General features: G+C 42.8%; 13 protein-coding genes. 5 read left to right on the top strand and 8 right to left on the bottom strand.

From position 1 onward, the window contains the following. Window position 1: 1 nt before the first annotated feature. Window positions 2–712, top strand: coding sequence for a LytR/AlgR family response regulator transcription factor (locus AC59JO_RS14250; protein ID WP_413670017.1), 711 nt, complete (start codon window positions 2–4; stop codon window positions 710–712). Between the two features lie 96 nt (window positions 713–808). Here AC59JO_RS14250 and AC59JO_RS14245 read toward each other — a convergent pair whose 3' ends face one another. The 8 genes from AC59JO_RS14245 to AC59JO_RS14210 all read right to left on the bottom strand — a co-directional run bounded on the left by AC59JO_RS14245 (window position 809) and on the right by AC59JO_RS14210 (window position 9,773). After that, window positions 809–1,702, bottom strand: a complete 894-nt coding sequence (locus AC59JO_RS14245) for an SDR family oxidoreductase (RefSeq protein WP_413670018.1) — start codon at window positions 1,700–1,702, stop codon at window positions 809–811. Window positions 1,703–1,777: 75 nt separating this feature from the next. Beyond that, window positions 1,778–2,356 (bottom strand): Crp/Fnr family transcriptional regulator, encoded by a 579-nt coding sequence (locus AC59JO_RS14240; protein WP_497306054.1) that lies wholly within the window; start codon window positions 2,354–2,356, stop codon window positions 1,778–1,780. A gap of 128 nt (window positions 2,357–2,484) precedes the next feature. Continuing rightward, window positions 2,485–3,306, bottom strand: a complete 822-nt coding sequence (locus tag AC59JO_RS14235) for an alpha/beta fold hydrolase (RefSeq protein WP_497306052.1) — start codon at window positions 3,304–3,306, stop codon at window positions 2,485–2,487. A gap of 285 nt (window positions 3,307–3,591) precedes the next feature. Continuing rightward, window positions 3,592–4,428, bottom strand: coding sequence for a mechanosensitive ion channel family protein (locus AC59JO_RS14230; protein WP_497306050.1), 837 nt, complete (start codon window positions 4,426–4,428; stop codon window positions 3,592–3,594). A gap of 455 nt (window positions 4,429–4,883) precedes the next feature. Continuing rightward, window positions 4,884–5,261 carry a VOC family protein gene (locus AC59JO_RS14225; protein ID WP_413670021.1) on the bottom strand — a complete coding sequence of 126 codons (378 nt, stop codon included), beginning with the start codon at window positions 5,259–5,261 and terminating at the stop codon, window positions 4,884–4,886. Window positions 5,262–5,325: 64 nt separating this feature from the next. After that, a complete protein-coding gene (locus AC59JO_RS14220; RefSeq protein ID WP_497306048.1) occupies window positions 5,326–6,132 on the bottom strand; it encodes a helix-turn-helix domain-containing protein in 807 nt (268 codons plus the stop codon). A gap of 205 nt (window positions 6,133–6,337) precedes the next feature. Further along, window positions 6,338–8,155 (bottom strand): serine hydrolase domain-containing protein, encoded by a 1,818-nt coding sequence (locus tag AC59JO_RS14215; RefSeq protein WP_497306046.1) that lies wholly within the window; start codon window positions 8,153–8,155, stop codon window positions 6,338–6,340. Next, a complete protein-coding gene (locus tag AC59JO_RS14210) occupies window positions 8,142–9,773 on the bottom strand; it encodes an amidohydrolase (RefSeq protein ID WP_413670024.1) in 1,632 nt (543 codons plus the stop codon). Before AC59JO_RS14210 ends, AC59JO_RS14215 begins: the two co-directional genes overlap by 14 nt. A 127-nt stretch (window positions 9,774–9,900) precedes the next feature. Here AC59JO_RS14210 and mutL point away from each other — a divergent pair, with 127 nt between their 5' ends. Genes mutL through AC59JO_RS14190 form a run of 4 tightly spaced genes read left to right on the top strand, consistent with a single transcriptional unit; the run spans window position 9,901 to window position 14,520 of the window. Further along, the gene (gene mutL / locus AC59JO_RS14205; protein WP_413670025.1) at window positions 9,901–11,760 is read left to right on the top strand and encodes a DNA mismatch repair endonuclease MutL; all 1,860 of its coding nucleotides are present in this window, start codon (window positions 9,901–9,903) and stop codon (window positions 11,758–11,760) included. An 18-nt stretch (window positions 11,761–11,778) separates the two neighbouring features. Next, on the top strand, window positions 11,779–12,504 hold the full coding sequence (locus tag AC59JO_RS14200) for a rhomboid family intramembrane serine protease (protein ID WP_497306043.1): 726 nt from the start codon (window positions 11,779–11,781) through the stop codon (window positions 12,502–12,504). Window positions 12,505–12,537: 33 nt separating this feature from the next. Next, window positions 12,538–13,410: a rhomboid family intramembrane serine protease gene (locus AC59JO_RS14195; protein ID WP_413670027.1), complete on the top strand. Its 873-nt coding sequence runs from the start codon at window positions 12,538–12,540 to the stop codon at window positions 13,408–13,410. Continuing rightward, complete coding sequence (locus AC59JO_RS14190) at window positions 13,411–14,520, top strand: endonuclease/exonuclease/phosphatase family protein (RefSeq protein WP_413670028.1); 1,110 nt, start codon at window positions 13,411–13,413, stop codon at window positions 14,518–14,520. It begins immediately after the preceding gene. Window positions 14,521–14,595 lie beyond the last annotated feature (75 nt).

Below are 14,595 nucleotides of genomic sequence, written 5' to 3'. Positions count from 1 at the left end.
CATGACTTTAAAATGTATAGCTATTGATGACGAGCCTTTGGCATTACGGCTCATAGACGAGTATGTATCACGCTTTCCCGACTTGCAGCTTATCAGAACATTTGAAGACGCAGTTTCAGCTGCCGAATTCTTGAAAAGCAAACCGGTCGACCTGATTTTTTCAGATATCAATATGCCCGATATTACTGGTATCGACCTGGCAAAATCGTTAACGATAAAGCCAATGATCATTTTCACCACTTCCTACCGGAACTATGCTTATGAAGGTTTTGAGTTGGAAGCTATAGATTTTATTGAAAAACCAATTGAATTTGAACGCTTTACCCGTGCGGTAGAAAAAGCGCTTATGATCCATCAATATAAAAACGCCGCGAAAGGTAAACCGAACGAGATAGATGAAAGCCTGTATGTACAGTCGGAATACAAGGTTATAAAGATCGCTTTGAGCGCCATCAGGTATATTGAAAGCATGGAAAACTATATCCGGATCCATTTAACCAATGATAAACCGGTTCTTACATTAATCCCCTTAAAAGAAGTGTTAAAAAAGCTGCCTGCTGCCAAATTTCAGCGGATTCACCGCAGCTATATTGTTCCGGTACATAAAATAAAATCTTTACAAAAACGTAAGGTGCAATTAGCAGGCATTGAGCTGCCCGTGAGCGACGCCTATTATGAAATTATCCGCGGCTTAGTTACCTGGGGGGTATAATCATCGCCACTGTACCTACCTCTGTTAATCATAGCAAAGAAGCCGTTGTTATTGTATAACGCGGGCCTCTTTGCTGTGCACTAAGTTATAAATTGTTTATTTCCGGAGATAGCCGGCTACAGCAATATCGGTAATTAACCCGGAAGCTTTAGGTTGCCAATTTAAAGCAGCACGTGTTTTTTCGCTGGATGCACGACAATTCATTGCGGCAAAGTGCAGAAACCAGCCAAAATGTGCCGCCGCCTCATCACCGGTTTTGCTAAGCACCGGCAAATTCAAGCCCTTGCCAATTGTTTCCGCAATGTCCCGAAATGCAATGCCTTGCTCATCTACCGCATGAATCACGCTGAGTTCCGGTTGTTTCTCTACGATCAGACGATATAACGCCGCGGTATCTGAACGGTGAACAGCAGGCCAGCGATTGTTGCCCTCGCCTATATAAGCCGATTCACCTTTTTCCTTCGCCATATTGATAACTATTGGCACAAAGCCATTATCGCCTTCGCCATGTACAATAGGCAGGCGCACTATATAAACTTTCACGCCCGTTGCGGCTACAACTGCAGCAGCCTCTTCGGAGGCTGCACGTGCTATAACATCTGATGTGGCGGGCACCATATCATCTTCGGTCACCAGGCGACCATAATTTAACAGGCCAACGCCGGATGTAATAACCAACGGCCTATTTGTCCCCGTCAGTGCAGCACCTAAGGCTTCAACTACTTTTCGGTCGGCTTCGCAATTAGCTTTATACTGCGAAAAATCGTGGTTAAAGGCCGTGTGAATAACGGCATCACAAGCGGCAGCGCCTTTTTGAATAAACTTCAGGTCATTTACATCGCCGTGGTATACTTCGGCACTTGTTGATGCTAATTGTTCGGCTCCCTTATCTGAGCGGACAAGGCCGAGTACTTCATGGCCAGCCCCTAAAAGTTCTTTTACTACTGCTGAGCCTACAAATCCCGAGGCTCCGGTTACAAATACACGCATAAGTCAATGATTTTATTTGATACAAAACTCTCCAATAAAATCCTGCCAAAGATGGTCACATGACCATAATTACAATTAACGCTGAAGCTGCGCGTGCCTGATGCGGGTAAGGGTTTTTATGGAGATGCCCAGATAGGCGGCTATCATGCGCAGGGGCAAACGGGCAAGGTAGTTTGGAAAGGTTTGAACAAAATCTTCATACTTTTCTTCGGGTGTGGCGCTTAATGAAAGCAGGATCCGCTTACGGCTGTAATGCGTGTTGCGGGCTATGAGGTCTTCGGCAAACTTTTTCAATTGCGGCACTTCTGCCAGCAACATATCGAAATCCTTTTTTTGCCAGCTGAGTACACGGCTGGGCTCTACTGCACCAATACTTACTTGCGAAGGTATCTGCCTATCGTAACTTTCAACATCCAGCGTCCAGCTGTTTTCGGGCGAAAATTGCAGGATATGCTGATTACCGCCGGCAGAGATATTGAAAGTATGTAACAATCCGCTCATCACAAAAACTTTATGCCTGCATATTTCGCCTGCACTGAAAAGAAGTTCGTTACGGCGCAGGTTTCGCGGCACGGCCATGTCACTGATCCGGCGGATCGTTTCTTCAGCCATGTCACTACCTTTTCGCAGGTATGTTTCAAATTCCGGATGCATTACTCAAAAATAATAAACATTTCAGTAGCAAGCCTTCAGATATTATTGTGATAAACGATTATGACAAAACACAAACGGCTATCCTTTGCGGGATAGCCGTTTGCTTTAATACAGTAATTGATAAAAGATTATTCTTTAATAAAAGCTAAAAGATCCTTGTTGATGGTTGCTGCCTCAGTAGTAGGCATGCCATGCGGGAAACCCGGATAGGAGATCAATTTGCCGTTTTTCAGGTGTTTGATAGATTTTAGCGCTGAGTTTGCAAACGGAACAATCTGGTCGTCTTCGCCATGCAAAATAAGTACAGGAATATCTACACTTCTAAGGTCTTCTGTAAAATCTGTTTCCGAAAAAGCTTTAACGCAATCATAATGTGCTTTAATGCCGCCCATCATGCCCTGGCGCCACCAGTTGTCCCTGATACCTTGCGAAACTTTAGCACCTTCACGATTATAGCCGTAAAACGGAATAGTCAGATCCTGGTAAAATTGATTCCTTTGAGTTGCGGTGCTCTCACGGATGCCATCAAATACAGCAATCGGCACACCATCAGGGTTGCTTTCACTTTGTACCATCACAGGCGGAACCGCGCTGATCAACACTGCTTTTGCTATACGACCTTTTCCATATTTGGCAGCGTAGTGGATAACCTCGCCGCCACCTGTAGAGTGCCCGATGTGAACAGCATCTTTCAGGTCAAGCGCCTCAACAAGCTCGGCAACATCAGCTGCATAAGTATCCATTTCGTTGCCGGTTGCAGTTTGGCTTGATCTGCCATGCCCGCGGCGATCGTGTGCTATAACGCGGAAACCTTGTTCAAGGAAAAAGAACATCTGGGCATCCCAGTCATCTGCAGACAGGGGCCAGCCATGATGAAAAACCAATGGTTGTCCGGTTCCCCAGTCCTTGTAATAAATTTCGGTTCCGTCTTTTACTGTAATTTTACTCATTTTGTTTTTCAGTTATGGTGATTAATAAAACGCTGAAGATGTAGGGCTGCTAAGCAAAACATTGTCGATGAATATCTTATGTTTTAGAGCTAATTTCTTACCCCGACCAAGCTTATCGACAGCCTAAAAGTAGCAAATTAAAGGCTGGGCACTCAAGTTCTCCATTAAAAATTGACCTGCACACGATAAATCACCTATTTTCTTTGACAGTTTAATTTGAAAGCGTTTTTAAGAACCCGGACCATTCCTGGCAAACAAAACGCATTGGTTTTGGCTACTGCATGGCTATGCTATAGCCGGAGCTGGACTATGTCGCTGCGTAATATAAAAGTGCGGCTCTGGCATGCCAACCTGGTGCTCATCAAACGCCTTTTTAATAAGCTCCTGCGCACCAAAAAATACTGTCCAATAATCTTGGGCCTTTGCATAGGGGCAAATGCCTATAGCAATTTTACCTTCATTTATTTTTGAAACATTCACTACCGGCGCGGGGCTTTGCAAAACAAGGGGATGCGAAAGACAGGCATCAATAGCCACCTGGCGTATAACATCTATATCATTTTGAGGTTCAATTTCCAATGATATATCAACGCGGATGCTGCCATGCCTGCTATAGTTTACAACGGTGTTGTTTGATACCGCGCCATTTGCAAGGATCACCGTTTTATTATCGGGGGTAAGTAAAATTGTGTTGAAGATCTGTATTTCTATAACCGCTCCGTTTTGCCCCTGTGATTCGATGATATCACCTACTTTAAACGGTTTAAATACCAGTATCAATACACCTCCTGCAAAATTGGCCAGCGAGCCCTGCAATGCCAGGCCTACAGCCAAACCAAGTGCGCCGATAATAGCCACAAATGAGGTTGTTTGTATCCCCAGCATGCCTGCAACAGTTATCAACAATAATACACGCAAACCTGCCATCATCAGGCTACTGAAAAATGACTGTAGCGATACATCTATTTTGCCTTTTGTCATTGACGTATTAAAAAGGCGGCCCAGCCAGTTTATAAGATAAAGACCGATAATAAACACGAGCAAGGCACTTAATAAATTAAGCCCGAAAGTGCTGATCCAGCTAATGAATGCGCCGGTGTAAACAGTTAAATTTTTTTCCATAATTAAAAAGCTTTGTGGGTTTTGTGTGGAATTTATTGTGTAAGTTTTGTTTGGCCTGTATTATTAGCCGATTGCGGATACAGGCTCATTAATATACATGAAAAAAACAGCCCATCAGAGGATAAGCTAAAGATTAACAGATATTTAACAATGGACAATTACGATAACAAATATGCTTTTAATTACTTATTTTAATTATGAATAAAGCAGGGTTTGCTATTTGTAAAATGCAAAAGGTTCAGATTAATTAATTTTCAAAAGCAGAGAGAGGTACAAAAAACGGATAAATAAAGAAGTAATAATACCCGCCTGATTGTGTAAAAATGGTTCAGGAAATTTAAAGACGTGTTGAGTTGGCTCTAATAAATTAAGTGAGGCCGTTTATCGCTATAAACGATTTACGAGCGGCCTGCCGAATTTATCGGCAGGCTGCTCATTGGATCATTCTTGCAAAATCAGGGATTAGTGATCCACCAGGTATTGCCAAACGGATCTTTTACACCGGCACTCCGGCCATAAGATTGATCGGCAGGGGGCATAATACTTTCCGCTCCATTATCAAGGGCTTTTTGGTAGGTATCGTCGCAGCTTTCCACATAAACAAATATACCGGCATTTTGCTGCGCATAGGAGTCTGTACAATCGGCAAACATGATGGTACCGCCATTGATGTTAACCTCAGCATGCATAATAATATGCTCATCGCGCATGGTTTTGAACTGTTCCGTTGCGCCAAAAACCTTTTGAGTAAATTCGATGAATTTAGCGCCGTTTTTAACAACGAGGTAAGGCATTACGGCCTGATAATTTTCGGGAATGTTTATTGTTGCCATAGCTTTTTGATATTTTATTCAAAATTAGCCGCCTCACAACTCTCAAAATTGTAAAAACCGGACATTATGCATCCCGGTATTCAGTTCCCTCGGCCTTGCCCGAAAAATAAAAGCCCGGATGATAACCCGTAAATTCCTTTACATCATGAATAAAGTGCGACTGATCATAATACCCGCATTCCAGTGCTATCTGGGTCAGGGTTTTATTTGTATTGTACTGCCTCAATGCGTCCTGCAGGCGCACCAACCGCATGTAGGTTTTGGGACTAAACCCTGCGTCCTCCTTAAACTTACGGTCAAACTGCCTTGAAGACAGGCTATAAGCATCGGCCAGTTGACTAACTGTTCTATACTGTTTATTGTGGATCACATCCCTGATAGCAATAGCCATCCTATCATCTTTTAACACATTTTGACGTAAGCGGGCAATTAAAAAAGCCGACAGTATCTCTGCCCGCTTATAGTTGTCGGCAGCCAGCATAATTTGCTCTTCCAATTCCCGGCCCGGCCGGTTTAAGAAAGTATCAAAATCAAACGCAAGGTTGCTGGTTTGGCTGCTGGGGATATTAAAAATATAAGGGACAGCAAAAGGATAGATATAGGCACCGAAAATGCCAAAGCTTTCGGTTGTAATAAAACGCCGGTATTGCGTGGTTTGAAACTGGATACCTGATGGACCCGCATCTTGATTACCCTTATCTGTTAGCTCATTAAATGCAGAGCGATAGTGAAACACCATTTCAGTACACCCATCGGCAACAGAACGATAAATATATGATGGCTCATCAGCGCCCAGCTCATGCTCAAGCACCCAGTAAAATCTTACATAAGGTTTCAATTCGGCCGGCGGCTGGATGGTGAAATAGCGCATCTTCTGATTTGGGAGTTCGGATGTTCGATTTCGGAATTAGATAAAGTTACCACTTTATTGTTTAAAAGGCACAACGCCCTTTGTTCTTTTCCAGCTCTTCGTACGTGCGCCAGGAAACTTATAAAATAAAGATGCCGCAAACATATAAGCTTGCGGCATTAAAAAATCAAAATCCGAAATAGAACATTCGAATTTCGATATCCCCTTACAATCCTTTAGCTATCGCCTCATAAACCACATCCTGAATCCTTGGCCTGATGTTAAGGCTTCCTAATTTACTGCCTACAGAGGGATTTACCCTGTTTGACAGGAATATATAAACCAGATTATATTTCGGATCGACCCAGATACAGGTGCCGGTAAAACCTGTATGCCCATAAGTTTGATCAGATGCCAATTTTGAGGGATAGTGCCTGTCGGCTATCGGGTCCCAACGGTCAAATCCCAAACCACGGCGGCTTACCGGCGATTGTTTGGAAGTAAACAGATCAACTACTTCCGGCTTAAAATACTGGGTACCGCCATAACTGCCTTTGTTTAAAACCATTTGGTACAATATGGCCACATCATTAGCACTGGCAAATAAACCGGCGTGCCCGGCAACCCCACCTAAAAGTGCCGATGTTGGATCATGCACATAACCATCCAATAACGACATACGGTATTCCTTATCATTCTCGGTTGGTATTATCCTGTCGGGCGTAAAACGGTATAAGGGCAAAAAACCTGCAGTTTGCATCCCCAGCGGTGTATAAAAATGTTGCTGCACATAGATATTGAGCGGTACGGCAGTAATATTTTCAACCACCTCCTGCATAAATAACATGCTGACATCACTGTATACGTACTGCCCACGCGTTTTCAGGGGCGAACTTAGCATCTCAGGGAACATTACATCTTTATAATAGTCCTTACGCAGATAATAATGGTCTGATACTTTTGTAGGATAAGCAGCTGATGAATCGGTACTGTGGTCAGTCGGTTTCACCTTTTCAAACGATTGGATATCCGGAATTAAACCAGCCTGATGCAGCAACACTTCGCGGATTTGGATATCATTCTTATTGCTTTTGCGTGCCAGCGGAATGTAATCGCCAAGGGTTTTCTCAAGGCTTAACTTGCCCTGATCGGTAAGCTGCATAGCCTCCATAGTAGTTGCCGATACCTTAGTCATTGAGGCCAGGTCAAAAATATCGGTAAGCTTATCGGGTATTGCATTATCATAAGTGTGATAGCCATAAGCTTTATTAAATATCACTTTGCCATCTTTAGCAACCAATACCACGCAGCCCGGCGTAGCGTGTTCCCGGATAGCTTCCTGTGCTATATTGTCGATACCCTGCAAATTGGCAGCGTTGATGCCAGCCTCTTCCGGAACAGTATATTGAAGGCGGGTTCTATCTGTGATAAACCCCATCCCGGTTTTATAAACTGGGCTGTAGTTTTTTGTTAATTTTTGAGAAATAGCTATCCCCCCAAATATAGCTTCGGCACTATACATGGCCGATACCTGGGATACCCGCTCCGTCCAGATCACCGGGGCAGTAACCACGTCAAGCTTACCTAACACTGAACCATTACCAAAAGCTGCGACAATAACATTCTTGTTTTTTTGGTTAGAGCTGATAAAGTCGATCAAATCAGGGTTACTCAGATCAGCATCGTTTACCTGCACTATGATGGTATTATAAAACTTCAGATCGGAAGTAAGGTTTGCCAGCGTTTTATTGCCCGAATAGGTGTTGCCATCAAACGGGTCTACTTTGTTATATTTATTTAACAGGCTATCAAAAACAGTAGCATATTGATTGCTGAAATGCACACTGGCAATTTTCAATTCCTCCAGCTTTTGCAGTGGCACCAGGTACGAGGCATTATTAAGTAATACGGTTGAGTTACCAACCAATCTTTCTTCGGCAATGAAGGCCTGCCCTGTTAATGGCGGGTTTTGAGCACAAGCGGTATTAAATAATGCAAACCCTAATAGTACTAAAGGAACACGGCCCCATTTATTTTTTATCATATACTTTAACTCCGTTTATATAGGTTTTTGTCACTTTGACTGTTGAGATCTCGCTGCCCTTTACTTTCATGATATCCTTATCCAATATCACAAAATCGGCAAACTTACCAGGTTCAATGCTGCCTTTTTCCTTTTCTTCAAAGTTGGCTTTGGCAGCCCAGATGGTCATACCTTTTAATGCGTCGATCCTGCTCAAAGCATTTTCGGGCTGGAAGCCACCTTCGGGGAAACCTTTCAGATCTTTACGCTCAACCGCTGCATAAAACGTATAAAGCGGGTTAATATTCTCAACCGGGAAATCGGTACCAAGCGGCAGCCATCCATTTTGCTTCAGCAATTGTTTATAAGCATAAGCCGTTTTAAGCCTTTCACTGCCAAGCCTTTTGCCTGCCCAGTACATATCTGATGTTGCATGGGTGGGCTGTACCGATGGGATAACGCTGTAAGCTCCAAATTGATCAATGTCTTGAGGTGATACTATTTGCGAGTGCTCAATACGCCATCTCAAATCGTTTTTACCTTTCAGGTTAGCAGCATAAATTTTAAGCATCACCCGCACTGCCGAATCGCCGATGGCATGGGTGCACATCTGAAAACCATGAGCTGCGATCTTTGGTGCTATTTCTTCAAAATGTTTTTGACTGCTCAGCAAAAAGCCATTCCATTTGGCCGAGTCGGCATAAGGTTTTAACAAACATGCTCCTCTTGAACCAAGCGCTCCATCAGCATAAACCTTAAAAGCCCTTACATTTAAACCAGGTGTTTTAATGATGCCATGTTTAAAAAGATAGTCATAGTTTTCCTGTCTGTCGGCCAGCATCACATACAGGCGCATTTTCAGGTCGCCTTTATGTTGCAGCTCATTAATTGTATTTATCATGGTGTAAGGCAATCCGCAATCATCAATTGTAGTTAACCCCACAGTAAAACAATTTTTCTGTGCCGAAAGGAGGGCTGTATCTACCATAGCTGCTGTAGGCTCCGGAATTTTGCGGGTAACTATACCCACTGCGTTATCAACCAGTATCCCGGTAAGCTTTCCGTTACTGGTTTCAATTTCGCCTCCATTAATAGTTTGCCCGGGCTTAACGCCGGCAATATTAAGTGCCGCCTGGTTGGCTATGGCGGCGTGTCCGTCAACACGGCTAAGTATCACCGGCCGTACCGGGAACAGCGAATCCAGCTTTGCCTTATCAGGGAAATGTTTATTAGTCCAGTCGTTCTGATCCCAGCCATTACCGATGATCCAGCCATCAGTATTACGCTCGGCGTAAGTTTTTACCGAGTCGATAATTTCGGGCCAGCTATGGGTGCCTACCAGGTTTACCTGCTGCAGGCCCATACCATACTCATAAAAATGAGCGTGGGCATCAATAAAGCCAGGGTAAACAGCCGCACCGTTTGCATCAAGCACTTCGCGGGCATTGTACTTTTGTTCAAGGGAATCGGCATTGCCTACTGCAAGGATCTTTCCACCACTTACTACAAATGCATTTGCTGTTGTAAAATTACTATCTACGGTGTAAACAACCGCGTTTTTCACCAGCATATCGGCATTGTATTCCTTTTGTTTGCAGGCTGCTGCCAGTAATAGCAGCGCGGGCAATAGTCTCTTCATAAAGTGATTGTATGATTATTGTAATTGTATTAAGTCACAAAAGTATATACAACTATCAAATCATAAAGTTATGCCATCAAATATTTAATTTAGCATCGAAATAGAAATTGAAGGGAATTTTTTTTAGATGTCAGACATTATTCAGCTTTTACCGGATGCCGTTGCCAACCAGATTGCCGCAGGCGAAGTAGTGCAGCGACCGGCTTCTGCAGTAAAAGAATTGGTTGAAAACGCTATTGATGCAGGTGCAGATAAAATCCAGCTTATTATTAAAGATGCCGGCAAATCACTGATCCAGGTTATTGATAATGGGTGTGGCATGAGCCTTACCGATGCACGCATGTGTTTTGAGCGCCATGCAACTTCAAAAATACGTAAGGCCGATGACCTGTTTGCCATTCGTACCATGGGTTTCAGGGGAGAGGCTATGGCATCTATCGCCGCTATTGCCCAGGTTGAGCTTAAAACCCGCCGCCATGAGGATGAGCTGGGTAGCTGTATAACCATCGAAGGTTCGGAAGTGATAAGCCAGGAACCATGCGCGGCTAATACCGGCACTTCTATCTCCGTAAAAAATCTGTTTTATAACACTCCAGCCCGCCGAAACTTTTTAAAAAGTAACCCGGTAGAGATGCGTCATATTATTGACGAGTTTCAACGTGTGGCATTAGCAAACCCTCAGATATTTTTCACCCTTCACCATGACAGCCAGGAGGTTTATCACCTACCGGGGACTACGCTTAAACAGCGCATTGTACACCTGTTTGGCAATAATTATAACCAGCGGCTTGTTCCGGTTGAAGAAGAGACAACCATCATTAAGCTGCGCGGTTTTGTGGGCAAGCCCGAGTTTGCACGTAAAACCCGTGGCGAACAATTCTTTTTTGTAAACAACCGCTTCATCCGCGATTCGTATCTTAACCATGCAGTAACTACGGCGTTTGAAGAATTGCTACCGGATGATTGCTTCCCGTTTTATGTACTGTTTATTGATATTGATCCTTCAAAGATCGACATCAACGTGCATCCTACTAAAACAGAGATCAAATACCAGGACGAGAAGGCTATTTACGCCATTATCCGTTCGGCGGTAAAACGATCATTAGGCCGGTATAACATTACGCCAAGTTTAGATTTTGACCAGGAAAACAGCATTGAACACCTCATCACCCCCAAGCCATTTGAAGAGATCATAGCGCCTACCATTTCCTTTAATCCGGATTTTAATCCCTTTGCCAACAAGGAAGAAAAGCCCAGGCAGGAACATCCTTTTTTAAGGGATAGTGGTGGATATAAAAAAGACCCGATACCGCAAAACTGGGATACGCTGTATGAGATCAGCAAAAAAGAAACCCTTTTTCAACATGAGATCCACGAGGAAAAAACCATAGCGATTGATGAACAGGATGTAAGCAAACCAAGTGAGCGCCAACTGTTCCAGATCCATAACCGGTTTATCCTGTCGCCGATAAAATCGGGCTTTATGCTTATTAGCCAGCAGGCTGCGCATGAGCGTATTTTGTACGAACGCTTTTTGCTTCAGCTGCAAAATCATTCGGGGGTAAGCCAGCAAAGTTTATTTCCGCAATCGGTAACACTAAATGGTTCTGATTTTGAGTTATTGAGAGAACTTTTACCTGACATCCGCGCATTAGGATTTGACATCCGCGAGTTTGGGAAAAATACAGTAGTTGTTGAGGGAATCCCGGCCGAACTAAATAACGTAGGTGAACATGAACTGTTAGAACATTTGCTGGAAGGTTTTAAAAACAATCTGGCAATCCTTAAATTAGATAAACGTGATAACCTTGCCCGTTCACTGGCCCGTAACGGCGCTATTAAAACAGGAACAAAATTATCAGTAGAGGAAATGAACCAGCTTATCGACCAGCTTTTTGCCTGTCAATCACCTAACCAGGCATTGAACGGTAAGCCCGTAATCAGTACCTTTACTATGAACGAATTAATGGAACGATTTGAAAAATAGCCCCTGGCTAAATTATATATGAACGGATACAATCAATCACCTTTTGCCAACCTTACACCTGTTGTTAAAAACCTGCTGATTATAAATATTATATGCTTTTTGCCATTTGTATTGTTCGGGCAATTTTATGATGCTAAAATAGTGCCGCTGTTGGGCGGCTTTTATTTTAATTCACCTTACTTCAAGCTATGGCAACTTGTCACCTACATGTTTCTTCATGGTGGTTGGAGCCACATTTTCTTCAATATGTTTGCCCTGTTTTCTTTTGGCCCTATCGTAGAATATGCCATCGGCTCAAAACGTTTCTTTAACCTGTATTTTTTATGCGGGATAGGAGCAATCCTTTTTCAGATAGCGGTGCAGGCCATAGAAGTGCATGGCATAACCGGCAGTTTTACCATTGATCATCCTGCATTGCAATCATCTTATTTAGAATATGGTGCAAATGCGCAGAAACTTTTTGATATTTATGGTACACCTATCGTTGGTGCATCAGGTGCGATATTTGGTTTGTTGATAGCTTTTGGCATGTTATTCCCAAATCTTGAACTGATGATATTGTTTATACCCGTACCTGTTAAGGCAAAATACATTATTCCCGTATATGTGGTGGTGGAATTATTTTTAGGGGTGAAACAATTTTCCGGTGATTCGGTAGCGCACTTTGCACACCTCGGCGGAGCGCTTATCGGGTTTTTATTAGTTAAAATTTGGCGATTACAACGGCCAAACAATTTTTATTAATAACAGTAGTTATCTTTGTAATACAGCTTTATTATGAGCACTCTTTGGCAAAATATCCACTACAAAATGCTGCGCTCCGGCAATAGGCTGAACTTGCTTATCGGCATCAATGTGATTGTTTTTCTGGTAATAAATATTTCGGCAATAGTTGAACAACTGTTAACGCATTTCGGAGGTAGCATCATTTTACTTTACGCCGATAAGTATCTGAACATGCCGGCATACCTGCCCGATTTGCTTAAGCGCTTCTGGACGCCCTTAACATATATGTTCATGCATGCAGGTGTACTCCATATCCTGTTCAATATGCTTTGGCTTTATTGGATGGGGCAGATCTTTGAAGAGTATCTTGGCAATAAGCGCACTATAGGTTTATATTTAATGGGCGGTATTGCCGGTGCGTTACTATACTTGCTGGCCCTCAATTTGCTTCCTGCATTTACCAGCGCTAATGCGGCGCAGAGCAGCACCATTGTTGGCGCATCGGCCAGCGTAATGGCCATTGTTGTGGCAACTGCTACATTACTGCCCGATTATACAATATCATTAATTTTATTTGGGCCTGTAAAATTAAAATGGTTGGTATTTGTAATCCTTGTTATTGACTTTTTGGGCATAGTTGGCGCAAACGCCGGCGGCGAAATTGCCCACATAGGTGGTGCTTTAATGGGATTTGTGTATATCAAACAGCTGCAAAAGGGACACGATTGGGTTGGCGGTATAGCCAAACTATTTAAATCAAAACCTAAACTGAAAGTTGTTTCAAATAATATGGGTAAAAATGCCTCCGATTATCCACGCCAGGAAGAGATTGACCGCATTTTAGATAAAATATCTCAATCGGGATATAACAGTTTAAGTAAGCAGGAACGGGAAATTTTATCGCGCGCAAGCAAACAGGACTAAATGATTAAAAAAAAGCAAAGTATCTTCAGCAGGGTTTTATTATGGATAAACCTGTTTTTCTGTTTTGCTTTATTGATAGGTTATTTAGCTCCTTCCATTGATCCCCGCAAGTATTGGATATTTGCTTTCTTCGGTCTCGCCTATCCTCCAATACTACTGCTCAATGTAATTATGATGTTGTACTGGCTGCTGCGTAAACGCTGGCAGTTTCTGCTCTCGTTGGTCAGCATTTTACTTGGCTGGGGAGTACTTAATAACAATATCGGTTTCAGGTTTAAATCAAGCTTTTCATTACCTCCCGGGCTCAATGTAGTGCACGTAATGACCTATAATGTGCATAATTTCAAGCATTTTGGGTTCAGCAATGATATCTCGACCAAACATGAGATTCTGTCGCTCATTGACAACGAGCAGCCGGATGTAATAGGCTTCCAGGAGTTTTACACACGCAACAAAGGCCAGTACGAAACACGGGATTCCCTTTGTAAGATTTTAGGTAGCAATAACTTTTATTTTGAGCCTTTCAGCTTTAATAGCCTCGAAGCCATTGGAATGGCTATCTTTTCTAAATACCCCATTATATCAAAGGGAATGATCCGTTTGGCGGCTGACAGAACATCAGGTAATCAGTGTTTATATGCCGATATTAAAAAGGGCGATAAAATTTTCAGGTATTACAATGTACACCTGCAATCTATCAATTTTGATCCGGATGACTATAAATATATCGACAGCGTATCCAAAAAAGGCAAAACAGATATCAAATCAACCAAACGCCTCGGGAGCAAACTGAAAACTGCATTTATGAAAAGGGCCGAGCAGGTTTTTAAAGTAAAAGAGCATGCAGCCCAATGTCCGTACCCATATATTATAGCCGGCGATTTTAATGATACGCCATCATCATTCGCGGTTAACCAAATGGCCAAAGGCTTAAACAATTCATTCCGCGAAAAAGGCTCGGGCTTAGGGCGTACCTATAACGGCGATTTCCCTAATTACCAGATAGATTATATCATGAGCAGCAAGCAATTTTCGGTTTTCAACTACAAGGTAATCGAAAAAAAACTGTCTGATCATTATCCATTACGCAGCGACCTCATATTGAACTAATAAACCATTGCCGTTCCTTTGTAAAAATAAAGCCGAAAGCGGCTGGGCCGTAGCTTGAAATTGAAAAAATCGTAA

Source organism: Mucilaginibacter sp. A5337 (assembly GCF_059690695.1).
This window is presented reverse-complemented; position numbering and strand designations above follow the sequence as displayed.

Excerpts from the sequence above, each read along its gene's own strand:
- AC59JO_RS14245 (WP_413670018.1), bottom strand. The coding sequence starts at position 1,702 with ATGCGTGTATTTGTAACCGGAGCCTCGGGATTTGTAGGCTCAGCAGTA.
- AC59JO_RS14190 (WP_413670028.1), top strand. The coding sequence starts at position 13,411 with ATGATTAAAAAAAAGCAAAGTATCTTCAGCAGGGTTTTATTATGGATA.
- AC59JO_RS14235 (WP_497306052.1), bottom strand. The coding sequence starts at position 3,306 with ATGAGTAAAATTACAGTAAAAGACGGAACCGAAATTTATTACAAGGAC.
- AC59JO_RS14195 (WP_413670027.1), top strand. The coding sequence starts at position 12,538 with ATGAGCACTCTTTGGCAAAATATCCACTACAAAATGCTGCGCTCCGGC.
- mutL (WP_413670025.1), top strand. The coding sequence starts at position 9,901 with ATGTCAGACATTATTCAGCTTTTACCGGATGCCGTTGCCAACCAGATT.
- AC59JO_RS14230 (WP_497306050.1), bottom strand. The coding sequence starts at position 4,428 with ATGGAAAAAAATTTAACTGTTTACACCGGCGCATTCATTAGCTGGATC.
- AC59JO_RS14210 (WP_413670024.1), bottom strand. The coding sequence starts at position 9,773 with ATGAAGAGACTATTGCCCGCGCTGCTATTACTGGCAGCAGCCTGCAAA.
- AC59JO_RS14200 (WP_497306043.1), top strand. The coding sequence starts at position 11,779 with ATGAACGGATACAATCAATCACCTTTTGCCAACCTTACACCTGTTGTT.
- AC59JO_RS14215 (WP_497306046.1), bottom strand. The coding sequence starts at position 8,155 with ATGATAAAAAATAAATGGGGCCGTGTTCCTTTAGTACTATTAGGGTTT.
- AC59JO_RS14240 (WP_497306054.1), bottom strand. The coding sequence starts at position 2,356 with ATGCATCCGGAATTTGAAACATACCTGCGAAAAGGTAGTGACATGGCT.
- AC59JO_RS14225 (WP_413670021.1), bottom strand. The coding sequence starts at position 5,261 with ATGGCAACAATAAACATTCCCGAAAATTATCAGGCCGTAATGCCTTAC.
- AC59JO_RS14250 (WP_413670017.1), top strand. The coding sequence starts at position 2 with ATGACTTTAAAATGTATAGCTATTGATGACGAGCCTTTGGCATTACGG.
- AC59JO_RS14220 (WP_497306048.1), bottom strand. The coding sequence starts at position 6,132 with ATGCGCTATTTCACCATCCAGCCGCCGGCCGAATTGAAACCTTATGTA.